General features: G+C 58.8%; 9 protein-coding genes. 6 read left to right on the forward strand and 3 right to left on the reverse strand.

Annotation, left to right across the window (positions count from 1 at the left end; genetic code table 11):
* Nucleotide 1: 1 nt before the first annotated feature.
* From ftsH to C1711_RS05915, 5 genes are all read left to right on the forward strand, one after another.
* Nucleotides 2-2,434, forward strand: a complete 2,433-nt coding sequence (gene ftsH / locus C1711_RS05895) for an ATP-dependent zinc metalloprotease FtsH (RefSeq protein WP_324761447.1) — start codon at nt 2-4, stop codon at nt 2,432-2,434.
* A 13-nt stretch (nt 2,435-2,447) separates the two neighbouring features.
* Nucleotides 2,448-3,629: a pyridoxal phosphate-dependent aminotransferase gene (locus C1711_RS05900; RefSeq protein ID WP_102338211.1), complete on the forward strand. Its 1,182-nt coding sequence runs from the start codon at nt 2,448-2,450 to the stop codon at nt 3,627-3,629.
* Nucleotides 3,630-3,751: 122 nt separating this feature from the next.
* Nucleotides 3,752-4,549 carry a PHP domain-containing protein gene (locus C1711_RS05905; protein WP_102338212.1) on the forward strand — a complete coding sequence of 266 codons (798 nt, stop codon included), beginning with the start codon at nt 3,752-3,754 and terminating at the stop codon, nt 4,547-4,549.
* 390 nt (nt 4,550-4,939) lie between these two features.
* Nucleotides 4,940-6,313 carry a lipase family protein gene (locus C1711_RS05910; RefSeq protein WP_234346301.1) on the forward strand — a complete coding sequence of 458 codons (1,374 nt, stop codon included), beginning with the start codon at nt 4,940-4,942 and terminating at the stop codon, nt 6,311-6,313.
* Nucleotides 6,314-6,534: 221 nt separating this feature from the next.
* Entirely contained in the window at nt 6,535-7,506 is a 972-nt protein-coding gene (locus tag C1711_RS05915; RefSeq protein ID WP_102338213.1) for an L-lactate dehydrogenase, read from the forward strand.
* A 39-nt stretch (nt 7,507-7,545) separates the two neighbouring features.
* Here the strand turns inward: C1711_RS05915 and C1711_RS05920 are convergent, their stop codons facing one another.
* Nucleotides 7,546-8,373 (reverse strand): HAD family hydrolase, encoded by an 828-nt coding sequence (locus tag C1711_RS05920; protein WP_102338214.1) that lies wholly within the window; start codon nt 8,371-8,373, stop codon nt 7,546-7,548.
* Nucleotides 8,374-8,449: 76 nt separating this feature from the next.
* Nucleotides 8,450-9,754: a 23S rRNA (uracil(1939)-C(5))-methyltransferase RlmD gene (gene rlmD, locus C1711_RS05925; RefSeq protein WP_102338215.1), complete on the reverse strand. Its 1,305-nt coding sequence runs from the start codon at nt 9,752-9,754 to the stop codon at nt 8,450-8,452.
* 242 nt (nt 9,755-9,996) lie between these two features.
* Here rlmD and C1711_RS05930 point away from each other — a divergent pair, with 242 nt between their 5' ends.
* Nucleotides 9,997-11,271, forward strand: a complete 1,275-nt coding sequence (locus C1711_RS05930) for an ATP-binding protein (RefSeq protein WP_102338216.1) — start codon at nt 9,997-9,999, stop codon at nt 11,269-11,271.
* 53 nt (nt 11,272-11,324) lie between these two features.
* Here C1711_RS05930 and C1711_RS05935 read toward each other — a convergent pair whose 3' ends face one another.
* Nucleotides 11,325-12,059, reverse strand: a complete 735-nt coding sequence (locus tag C1711_RS05935; protein ID WP_102338217.1) for a GntR family transcriptional regulator — start codon at nt 12,057-12,059, stop codon at nt 11,325-11,327.
* Nucleotides 12,060-12,130 lie beyond the last annotated feature (71 nt).

The following is a 12,130-nucleotide window of genomic DNA, read 5'->3' on the forward strand; positions in this document are numbered from 1 at the left end:
TATGACCGAACGCACGGAATCAAACGACTTCTCAACCGTCGCCCTTTTCGCCGGGGGCGACGGCTCGTCTAACGGCCGTCCCACGCCACCCGCGGGCGTGGACATCCCTGAGCCGGCGGGCGAGGGGAGGGGCTCCAGCGACGCCCCCGATCACTCCAACATCCCGTTGCCGCCCGTCGATGACGAGCCTTCGCGTGGTGGGGCACCCTTCGGCCACAAGGGGCCTCGTCCCATGGGTGACGACGATGAGGCAAACCACCCCATGTCCGATGGTCCGTTTGGCCATCTGTTCAATGATTCCGATGACGGTCCGCGTCCTCCTCGAGGCACTTCGGGCGGCACCAACCGTTCCGGCAATGGCAAGGGCCCGCAGTTTTCGCGCATGGGCGTGATTTACCTGTTTTTCGCGCTTCTATTTGTGAGTTTTGCTTTCAATGCGATGAACAGCGGTTTTTCGATTGATGGCGAACCCGAGAAGCTCGCTACGAGTGTGTTCGTGAAGGCGGTCGAGGACGATCGCGTGGAATCCGTCACCTATACCGTGATGAATGGTTCAGTGAGCGGCAAGTATTGGCCTGGTCGCGTAAAGAAGACCAAGGACAATCTTGAGTCTTTTACCTCGACATACGTGGGATCAGATGCGTTAGCCGAACTCATGGCGGCTCATCCCGAGACCATCTACAGGGTCGACACCGACGACCCCGATTTCATTTTCAACATGGTGGTGACCGTCGCTCCCACGGCGATCCTGCTCATTGCGATGTTCTTCTTCATGCGCCAGGTGCTGGGTGCTAATAACAAGACCATGCAGTTTGGCAAAACCAACGCCAAGACCAGCGAGGCTACGCGTCCCAAGGTGAAGTTCTCCGACGTTGCGGGTATCGACGAGGCTGTCGAGGAGCTCGCCGAGGTGCGCGACTTCCTGGCTAAGCCTGAGCGCTTCCGCAAGCTGGGCGCAAAGATTCCGCGCGGCGTCCTGCTGGTGGGTCCTCCGGGCACCGGCAAGACGCTGCTCGCCAAGGCGGTTGCCGGCGAGGCGGGCGTTCCGTTCTTCAGCATTTCCGGCTCGGACTTCGTTGAGATGTTCGTGGGCGTGGGCGCCTCCCGCGTGCGCGACCTTTTCAAGGAAGCCAAGGAGCAGTCGCCTTCCATTATTTTCATCGACGAGATCGACGCGGTCGGCCGTCAGCGCGGCGCCGGTTTGGGTGGCGGCCATGACGAGCGCGAGCAAACGCTCAACCAGCTGCTCGTTGAGATGGACGGCTTTGAGGAGACCGAGAGCGTCATCCTCATCGCCGCAACCAACCGCCCCGACATCCTCGATCCCGCCCTGCTGCGTCCGGGCCGTTTTGACCGCCAGATCACGGTCGACCGTCCCGATGTGAAGGGGCGCGAGCAGATCCTGCGCGTTCACGCTGAGAACAAGCCGCTGGATACCGACGTTAAGTTTGATAAACTCGCCCAGCTCACGGTGGGCTTTACCGGTGCCGATTTGGCCAACTTGCTCAACGAGGCCGCGCTGCTCACCGCACGCCGCGGTCGCTCGCTCGTCTCCATGGACGAGATCGAGGAGTCGATGGAGCGCGTCATGGCCGGACCGCAGCGCAAGAGCCGCGTGATGAGCGAGAAGGAGCGCACCACGATCGCCTTCCACGAGAGCGGTCATGCTTTGGTGGGCCACATTCTCGACAACGCCGATCCCGTCCATAAGATTTCGATTATCAGCCGTGGTCAGGCACTGGGTTACACCATGCAGCTTCCCGCCGAGGACCACTTCCTCAAGACGCGCGGCGAGATGCTCGACGAGCTCGCCGTGTTCCTGGGCGGCCGCGTGGCCGAAGAGCTCATGTGCGACGACATCACGTCGGGCGCGAGCAACGACCTCGAGCGTGCCACCAAGATGGCCCGTGAGATGGTTACGCGTTTGGGCATGAGCGAGGAGCTGGGCACGCAGGTGTTCGGCGAGGCGCAGCATCAGGTGTTCTTGGGTCGCGACTACGCCGATCACCAAGATTATTCCGAGGAAACTGCGCGTCGCATCGACGCCGAGATTCAGCGCATCATGCGCGAGGCCCACGAGCGTGCCCGTACGATTTTGGATGAGCGTCGCGAGCAGCTTGAGCTCATGGCAAAGGTGCTGCTTGAGCGCGAGACGGTCGAGGGCGACGCCGTTGCGGCCCTGCTCGACAACGAGTGGGATGCCTACCTCGAGCGCGAGGGCGATATCGTGGCTGCCAAGGAAGAGCGCAACACCGCTGCTGCCAACGGCGCCAGCCCTGCTGCGATCGATGCTGAGCGCGAGCGTAAGCGCCGTCCGCGTCAGAGTGACGAGGAGATCGCCGCCGAGGCGGCCGCGTTTGCCCAGGCAGCTGTGGCGCAGGAGCAGGCCCCTCAGGCAGACACCTCGGCAGAGCAAAGCGAGGACGAAGAATAGAGCGGAGAGCACGATGATTAACGAGGCGATGTACGCGCGCGGCGCGGAGAGCTCGAAGATTCGCGAGATTTTTACGTTTGCGTGCGAGCGCAAGCAGCAAATCGGCGCGGACAAGGTCTTCGACTTCAGCTTGGGCAATCCGAGCATTCCCGCCCCTGATTCGGTACGCGCCTCCATCGAAGCCTCTCTTGCCTCCGTTCCGCCCGGGGAGCTGCACGGATACACTGCGGCTCCCGGCGCGCCCCAGGTGCGTGCGACCATCGCCGACTCGCTCAATCGCCGTTTTGGCACGAGCTACCAGGGCGTTGACGTGTTCATGACAGTTGGCGCTGCCGCTTCGGTTTCGTGTGCGCTGCACGCTCTCACCACTCCTGGCGAGGAAGTCATCGTGGTTTCCCCGTATTTCCCCGAGTACAAGGTGTGGATTGAGACGTGCGGTTGCACGTGCGTCGAGGCTCCCGCCAAACCGGATACGTTCCGTCTCTCGGTGGGCAGCATTCTCAAGGCCATCACGCCCCAGACGGCCGCCATCATCGTGAACTCGCCTAACAATCCGACGGGCGCCATTTACGCGCGCGAGGTCCTTGAGCGCTTGGCCAACATCCTGCACGAGGTCAACGCCGAGCGCGAACAGCCCATCTTCCTCATCGCCGACGAGCCGTATCGCGAGCTCACCTATGGCGATGAAGTGCCGTGGATTCCGAGCATCTACGAGCACACGGTGGTGTGCTACTCGTATTCCAAGTCGCTTTCGCTTGCGGGCGAGCGCATCGGCTGGGTGCTGGTGCCGCCTGCGTGCCACGAGAGCGCGCGCGTGATGGCCGCTGTTGCCGGATCTGCCCGTGCGCTTGGTTTTGTGTGCGCGCCTTCGCTCTTCCAGCGCGTTGTGGCCGATTGTGTGGACGAGCCCACGGACGTTGCCGCGTACGATCGTAATCGCCGTACGCTCATGAATGCCCTGGGCGACATGGGCTACACCTTTGTGGCACCGCAAGGCGCCTTCTACCTGTGGGTTCGTGCGCTAGAAAAAGATGCCGAGGCGTTTTGCGAGCGGGCTAAGCGCTACGAGCTGCTGCCCGTTCCCTCGGATAGCTTTGGTGCTCCGGGCTGGGTGCGCATCGGCTATTGCGTGAGCTACGAGACGATTGTGAACTCGCTGCCGGCTTGGCGCGCGCTCATGGAGAGCTATCGGTAATCGTCGGCTTGGAGGTGCCGGTCCACTGTTGTGTGAATGCTTTTTGCACATAGGGGCTTCGCCTGCGTTTCCCGACTGACGGAACTATAGTCGAATAAAAGTTGCAATTTGAAGGGAGAGCAATGCCGTACCAGATCTTGAGTGATGTTCATACGCATACGCTGTTTTCGCGTCACGCCTATTCGACGTTGGCAGAGGATGTCGCCGCTGCGCAGAAGCTTGGACTCGAGCTTTTGGGCATCAGCGACCATTTCAGCATCATGTCGTACCGCGACCAGTTCCTCTACAACTTCCAGTACCTCTACAACATGGGCTGCTGGCCGCGCGATTGGGACGGCGTGACCGTTTTGCGCGGTTGCGAGGCGGACATCCTCGACTACGACGGTACGCTGTTCGGCGAAAAGGAGATTGTGACCGAGAACATCGTGGGCCGTCCCTTCCCCGAGCCGCGCCCGCTGCTCGAGCTGGCAACGCAGCATGTCGATTACGTGATTGCCAGCGTACATGATCCGGTGCTCGCCGCGGAAGCAACGCTTGCCCAGGCGACCGAGATGTACGTCAAGGCCCTCGACAAGAAGGAAGTTCTCATTCTGGGTCACACGGGCCGCGCGGGTGCGAAATACGACCTCGACACCGTGCTTTTGCATGCGAAGGAGAAGCACAAGCTCATCGAGATCAACGAGCATTCTTTTGATCTGGGAATTTACGACGAGGTGTGCACATCCGTTGCCGAGCACTGCGCCGAGCTGGGCGTGGGTATTACGGTTTCGAGCGATGCCCATATCGCGCACGATATCGGCCGCTATCCGCGCGCGATCGAGATGCTCGAGGAGATTCACTTCCCCGAGGAGCTCATCATGAATCGCGACCGTGACACGTTCCTCGCCGCCCTCGAAGCGGGAGGCTGCTACCTGCATTAAGTGCGGGGCCGCTTTTTCTTCCAATTATTCCGGCGTTGCCTGCGCATTATGCCACACTTCGGCTGTTGCCTGCGTTTTTCTGTCGCTTTCCCTGCCGTTGCCTATGGTCTCCTTGCGTTGCCTATGAAATCTTGCGCTTTGATGATCTGAAAAGGTAGAAAACCATAGGCAACGGAAATGGACCATAGGCAACGGGATTTGTCTGTGGCTCCCTGCTATTGCCTGTGAAATAATGCGGTTTGGCGCCTCTAAAGTGCAGAAAACCATAGGCAACGGGCGCGGTAATGCTCTGTACGCCTGAACGTCACAATAATGTAAGGAAATCGCAACACTTCCGTACGACTCCGTTGATATTCTGACGGAGTCGTATCTGTAAGGAGGTGGCGCATCGTGGAGCAAGAGCATGTGAGCCCCAAAGAGGTGCGCCGTCTCGTTGCACGCATTTTGCTTGCCGGCGCACTCGCTTCGTGTGCCGTCGGCCTGATGGCGCTCGCTTTTCGCCATGTGCAAAAGACCGCGGCTGGGGTTGAGGGCGTCGCGTCGAGCACGGAGACCCCCGCCATCGCTTCGGATGGTTCTGCGGTCGATGCGTCGGCGGCGGATGACCCCGCCCATCGAACCGTTGAAATTGCGTATACCAGCTTGGATATTCCCGCAGATGGCGAGGCTCACTCGCAGGTCACATGGGATGACGCATGGTTTTCTGCCGATGAAACCGTGTATAACCAGGAGCTTGCCCGCACCGCCGCAGTGCTTTCCGCGCTCGCGTATTCAGAGTCCGGGTATTACAAGACGGATGTCGATCAGCCCGCCTATATGGAGCAGGCGCTCGAAAAGCTCGGGTTCTCCGATATTTCAACTGAGTCGTATCGGTATCGGAGTGAGGTCGTGGACGAGGTCCTCAACTTGGTGACTAACGACAGCGATACCGTTGCCTACACCATTGCGCGGCGCCACCTTGTGACAGATGACGGCACCAAGCGCGATCTCATATTGGTCAGCGCTCGTGGGAGCTACGGGTCGGAGTGGCTGAGCAATCTCGATTTGTCGGATGCCAGTTCAAGCGACCATGGTGGCTACGTGCGTGCCGCGCGGGAAATCGATGAGGAAATCGCCGCGTGGACGGCAGAGTCGCGTCGCGCAGGTGCAGAGGTTTCTGTGTTGATGGTAGGTCACAGCCGCGGTGGCGCTGTGGTCAATTTGGCTACAGCGGGCATTGACAATGTTCGCGCCGATACGCCTTCCGACGAGATATCTTCCGAGCTTTCCCAGGTAGATTGCGTGTATACCTATACGTTTGCCTCCCCGCGCACCACGCTCAACGCGGAAGTGCACGCCGAGCGCTATGCGAACATCTTCAACATCGTGAATCCGTCGGACATCATGCCGTTTTTGCCGCTTGAGGAGTGGGGTTACCAGCGCTATGGAACAACCCTGCTGCTTCCCGGGGTGGGGGATGAGGGATTCGACGAGCGCTACGCCGCAATGCAGGACGTCTATGAGCAGATAACAAGCGTTGCCTGCGCCGCTGATCCCACCGACAAACATACGGTTGAAGCGGTTATCGACTCGCTGTCGATGGAAGTTGGATCCATCGAGCAACTTGTCACACCCAAGGGAGCAGTGGCGACCTTCTTTGCGGTTTCGGCACATGTGGACCCGGTGCGCATTCTGTACAGCCACTATCCCACCACGTACATCGCGTGGATGAACACCTTGGACGGCAGCGAACTCACAGCGGAGCAGCCAACGATTATTTATTAGATTTAAAAGGTTGGCAGGGCATCTTGTGATGGAAACAATAATCCCGTTGGTTTGAACAACTGAAGGCCTTTCGATTTGAGCGGATTGAAAGCGATGCATCCTGAGCATCTGACAGCTTTTTACAGTTAGTCAACTAGGTTTCTATTTTGTGCCAACGGGTTTTATCGCCACCGTCTGCGTTATAACAGGAGGGTACGGTACCAGAGGAAAGGACCATCACAATGGGAGTTAATCGTATCGGCATCATCGGGTTGGGTCACGTGGGTGCACATGTGGCAAACAGCCTAATGCTCCAGGGCATCGCAGACGAGCTGTATCTTGCTGACATCTGCTCCGGTGAAGAGGACAACAGCGCCAAGCTCACGAGCGAGGTCCAAGATCTCAACGACTCGCTGGCCTTCTGCCCGCACAACGTCAAAATCGTATCCTGCGGCGAGGATTACGCGCGTCTTGCCTGCTGCGACGTCATCGTCAACGCCGCCGGCAAAGTGGCCCTTGCCGCCGGCAATCGCGATGGCGAGCTGTTCTACACCACCAATACCGCCAAGCGCTTCATCACGCCCGTCACCGAGGCAGGTTTCCAGGGCATTTGGGTGACCATCGCCAATCCCTGCGATGTGGTGGCAACCGAGATTTGGAAGATCTCCGGCATCGATCCGCGCCGCGTTATCGGTTCCGGTACCGCGCTCGATTCCAGCCGCTTCAAGTACATCCTGTCCGATGCCACCGGTATTGACCAGCATTCCATCTGCTCGTATGTGTTGGGCGAGCATGGCTTTAGCCAGTTCGCCGCGTGGAGCACGGTGAATTTCGGCGGCAAGCCCCTCGCCGAGCTCGAAAAAGAGCAGCCCGAGCGCTTCACCTTCGACTACGATGATTTTGAGGACAAGGCCCGCCACAACGGTTACGTTACCTACGCCGGAAAGCAGTGCACCGAGTATGCCGTGGCCAACGCGGCCGCCCGCCTGGTGCGTGCCGTCGTTTCCAACGAGCACGTCATCATCCCGTGCTCTACGCTCATGACCGGCCAGTATGGTGAGGAGGGCATCTTCGCCTCGCTGCCCTGCATCGTGGGTGCCAACGGAGTTGAAGAGGTCATCGAACTCGACCTCACGCCCGAGGAAGTCGAGAAGTTCCACGCTAGCTGCGCGCACATCCGCGAGAACGCCATCCGCGCCGGTGTGATCGAGTAGCCCTTCCTCCGTCCACGGCGGTCGTCGCAGTGGGCGGGCTTAGAACTCCTGCTCGCTCGCTTCAAATCTCGCCTCTAACCAGTGGGCAACGCCGTCTTCGTCGTTTGAGCCGATCACGGCGGTTGCCCGCTCCTTCAACTCGTCCACGGCGTTTTCCACCGCATAGCACTCGTCGGCGATGTCGAACATATCGAGATCGTTCTTGCCGTCGCCGAACACCACCAGCCTGTCGCAGCCCAACAGCTCCTTGAGGTGCAAGATGGCGTGGGATTTCGACGTCTTCTTGGGCATGAATTCGAGCCACTGCTCGTGCGAGTACACGTCCCTCTGGTACACGCAGTGGTAGCTGTTCCGATATTTCTCGTACAGCGGTTCGAGCTTTTGGGGCTCATCGATGCAGGTGATGTAAAAGATGTCGCCGCGTTTCAAATCGTCAAAGTTGGCGACCGCATGAGTCCGTATGTCGCCTTTTCGGCTGTTCAAAAACGTGGTCATGCCCGGTGTGCACGCATGGGGGATGAATGAGAACTTCTCTTTTCCGTCAATGTAGGCGTACACGATCGGATAGACTCCCGCGCTGTGCAGGTCGTCGAGCAAGTCGATCGCCGTTGCGTCGAAGTACCGTGCGGCGAGTATCTCTTCGGTGGCATTGTCGAAGATGAAAGCCCCGTTATACACGATGAGCGGGATGTGCGCGCAGATTCCCCCGGTCACCTTTTTCGCCGTGATGAGCGACCGCGCCGTGGCGTACGAGAAGAGCATTCCTCGCCTGGTCAGGAAGTTTATGACATCGTTCGTATATGACGAGGTGGTCTCGTCGCTTCGCAGCAGCGTGCCATCCAAGTCGGACACGTACAGGGTTCTCATCCTGGCCTCCTTGCTTGCTTCTCGCGCTCTACCCGCTCGCTGTCATGCTATTTCCAACGCGGTGTCGTCCCGGCATCTACGACCGCTCCAGCACGGTGACCGTCTCCACATGAGTGGTATGCGGGAACATGTCCACGGGGGCGATGCGCAAGAGCCGGTAGCCGGCGCGTCCCAGAAGCTCGAGGTCGCGTACCTGCGTGGTGGGGTTGCAACTGATGTAGACGATGCGCCGCGGCGCGAGGGCGCCCGCCGCCGTGAGGAACTCGGGTGTGGAGCCGGCGCGCGGCGGGTCCATGATCAGCACATCGACCTTGGCACCTTCCGCCGCCCGCGCTTTCATGTAGGCCGTTGCGTCCTGCGCGACAAAGCGCGCCGGCACGGGGGCGTCTTCGCCCAGCCCGTTGATCTTCGCATTGCGCCGCGCATCGCGCACGCCCTCCACGTTGCGCTCCACACCGATGAGCTGCACATTGTTGCCCTGTGCGTGCAATGCATCGGCGGCGCAAAGGCCGATGGTGCCGCTGCCGCAATAGGTGTCGAGCAGCACGTCACCCTCATGGGCGTCCATACCGTCGATGGCCAGTTGGTAGAGCACCTCGGTCTGCTGGGGATTGACCTGGTAAAAGGAGGTGGGGGAGATCTCAAACGTGCAGCCGAGCAGCATATCGGTCATGCGCGGCTCGCCGTACAGCAACCTCGTCTCCCCGCCCAAGATGGCGTTGGTTCGGCGCGGATTGATGTTCTGCGCGATTGTGACAAGCCGAGGTTCGTACGCATGCAGCACTTCGATCAACTCGTCGAGGTGCGGCACCTCACGGCTGCGCGTAACGAGCGTGAGCATGAATTCATCGGTGCGCCAGCCCGCGCGCACCACGGCGTAGCGCATTTGGCCTGTGCCCCGATCTTCGTCATAGGCGGGAATGCCCAGGCGTTCGCAGGCGCGGGCGACCTCGTTGAGGAGCTCGCGTGTTCGGGGTGCCTCCACAGCGCAGGAGGGGCAGGGGACGATCTCGTGGGTGCCGCGAGCGAAGAAGCCGGATCGCACGTCGCCTTGCCTCTCGCCGCCGGGCGCGAACGGAGTTGCCGCCTTATACCGGAATGCGCGCGGCGCCGCGAGTGGGGCATCCGCCGTGGTAACGGGTCCGCTCTTGCGGCTCTCGCCCATGCCGAGCACGGGTTCGACGGTCACGTCCCAACCAAAGCTCTCGATGAGCGGCCCGAACAGCTCGACCATCGCCGCGTGTTTGCGCGCGAGCTGCTTGCGGTAGGGGAGGCCCAGCCATTCGCATCCGCCGCATGAGCGCATGATGGGGCAGGGGCCGTCCGAGCGGGCGCCCTTTGAAGGGTATTTGTGTTGATGATTCTTCGCGGACCGGGTCATTGCATTCCATTCGCGTTGAGAATGTTTAGTCAATTTTATCAGGGTGCTTTTTTGTGAAGTATAGCCTGCGCGCTTTTGCTCGCGGTCTTCTGTTCTTAGAAGTAAGAAAGGGCATAGTAATAATCACCAAAGCCAAAAGTATAATAACGCCAAATACGAAAATAAAATCGCACCAAAGTCAAAAGTAAAATGGCGCCAAACACGTAAGTACTGTACTATTAACAGGTGAAAGGTGGTGCAGAATGAAGTATATACCACGTATCGCCGATATTGAGCTTAAGGAAAAACTGGAGCGGACAGGGGCTGTGCTCGTGCGTGGCCCGAAGTGGTGCGGTAAGACCTCAACATGTCAACAGATTGCCGCAAGCACGCTTGAAATGCGCGATCCAGATACATATGCGGCAAATATGGAAGCTGCTGCTATTCGCCCGTCGCTGCTCTTGAGGGGCGATCGCCCCCGTCTTATTGATGAATGGCAGGTTGTTCCCGTGCTTTGGGATGCCGTAATTCATGAAGTTGATATTGCCGGCGGCTTACCGGGGCAATTTATGCTTACGGGTTCTGCAAAACCTCTCGCTCTGAATAGCGATGATAAACCCATGCATACGGGAACGGGCAGGATCTCCCGGCTTGATATGGATGCAATGACGCTTGAGGAATCAGGAGCATCCACATGCGAGGTGTCTCTTTCTGCCCTTTTTAAGGAATGCTCTCAAGTCGAGGGCGCATCATCTTGCACGGTGGAAGACTATGCGAAGTTGATTTGCGCTGGTGGATGGCCTGCTCCAATTGCGCGCGGAGCGCTCGACTTGCATGTTGCTTCAGATTACATCTCCGCATTGTGTGAGGCCGATATTTCTGAGGCAGCTAATGTTAAGTTGGATCCCACACGCGCTCGTGCCCTTCTGCGATCTATTGCACGCAATAGTGCACAGAGCGCTTCGATTCAAACGCTTCTTGCCGATGTTAAAGATATCGGCGTGGGAATGAGCGAACCTACGTTGCGCGTTTACCTCAATGCGTTGCGAAGGCTATTCGTGATAACGGATATCCCGGCTTGGGCACCGTCTCTGCGGTCTCGCACCCCCTTGCGAAGCTCGGCGGTATGGCACTTGTGTGACCCATCTTTAGCTGCCGCTTCTCTTGAAACAAATCCAGAGGGACTGTTAAACGATTTGGTAACAATGGGATATTTATTTGAGACGCTTTGCGTGAGAGATTTGCGCGTTTATGCTCGACGGCTAGGGGGAACCATTGCGCATTATCGCGATAAATCTGGACTTGAGGCGGATGCAATTGTTCGGCTTGGAGATGGTCGCTGGGCAGGCATTGAAGTAAAGCTGGGGGGCAGTCAGCGTATTGACGAGGGTGCCAAGAACCTGCTCTTACTTGCAGAAAAGGTTGATGCAGAAAAGACCGGATCGCCAGAGTTCCTTATGGTGTTAACAGGCGGGCAGTTTGCCTATACACGACCAGATGGCGTTCATGTAGTTCCGCTGGGCTGCCTATGTAGTTAGTGCCGCTCTCTCATCTGGACTGTACAATTCGCACGCTTGCTCATGTGCATCTCCTACTTACTCGACTGCACCGAGTAGATGTAGTTGTCGGGGTTGATGATCTGGTGGTTGATATAGATGGGGTTGTCCGCGCTGTCGGCAACGACTTCCTCAACGAGCAGCAACGCGTCGCCCGGCTCGCAGTCGAGAAGTTCCGCCTGTTCATCAGTGGCATTCGTAATAAAAAAGCTGTCGGTGAAACTCGCCGCCACCGCACCGCGTTCCTCGCGGATAACCTTGAGAAGCGACACGTCGTTCAAATCCATATCGAGCAGGAAGTCAAAGGTGTCGGGCAGGTAGTCGATCTCCAAGATGCCGGGGACATCGTCGACGAGGCGCAGACGGTCGATGCGCACGACCTCGTGGCTGAAGTCGGTGACGTTCAGGCGCTCGAACAAGTCCTCTCCAACGGATTCCTTCGCAGCGCAAACAATACGCGTCGAAGGCTTTGCGTTCATGTTGAGACAGGTATCGGTGAAGCTGCCGTTGGCGAACACCGATTCGTGATAGACCTCTTGCTGGCGAACGAAGGTCCCCTTGCCCTGGCGTTTAATCAGCACGCCTTCGTCCACGAGTGCGGCTAGTGCGGCGCGCACGGTCACGCGGCTCACTCCGAAAGCCCCGATGAGCTCGGTTTCGCTCGGCAGTTTGTCGCCCGGACGATAGGAGCCATCGGCAATGGCGGCGTGCAGGCGTTGCTTTACCTGGTCCTGCAGGGTGAGGGGTGCCATAGAAGAGCTGTCGCGCATACGTGCGTCTCCTTGCGTGATGAAATTCGAGGGGTTCCGTGCCCATGTCCTAAGGATACCCCACAAGGGGG

It is taken from the genome of Collinsella provencensis, from assembly GCF_900199705.1.
GTDB classification, from domain to species: Bacteria; Actinomycetota; Coriobacteriia; order Coriobacteriales; family Coriobacteriaceae; genus Collinsella; species Collinsella provencensis.

Excerpts from the sequence above, each read along its gene's own strand:
- ftsH (WP_324761447.1), top strand. The coding sequence starts at position 2 with ATGACCGAACGCACGGAATCAAACGACTTCTCAACCGTCGCCCTTTTC.
- C1711_RS05900 (WP_102338211.1), top strand. The coding sequence starts at position 2,448 with ATGATTAACGAGGCGATGTACGCGCGCGGCGCGGAGAGCTCGAAGATT.
- C1711_RS05905 (WP_102338212.1), top strand. The coding sequence starts at position 3,752 with ATGCCGTACCAGATCTTGAGTGATGTTCATACGCATACGCTGTTTTCG.
- C1711_RS05915 (WP_102338213.1), top strand. The coding sequence starts at position 6,535 with ATGGGAGTTAATCGTATCGGCATCATCGGGTTGGGTCACGTGGGTGCA.
- C1711_RS05920 (WP_102338214.1), bottom strand. The coding sequence starts at position 8,373 with ATGAGAACCCTGTACGTGTCCGACTTGGATGGCACGCTGCTGCGAAGC.
- rlmD (WP_102338215.1), bottom strand. The coding sequence starts at position 9,754 with ATGACCCGGTCCGCGAAGAATCATCAACACAAATACCCTTCAAAGGGC.
- C1711_RS05930 (WP_102338216.1), top strand. The coding sequence starts at position 9,997 with ATGAAGTATATACCACGTATCGCCGATATTGAGCTTAAGGAAAAACTG.
- C1711_RS05935 (WP_102338217.1), bottom strand. The coding sequence starts at position 12,059 with ATGCGCGACAGCTCTTCTATGGCACCCCTCACCCTGCAGGACCAGGTA.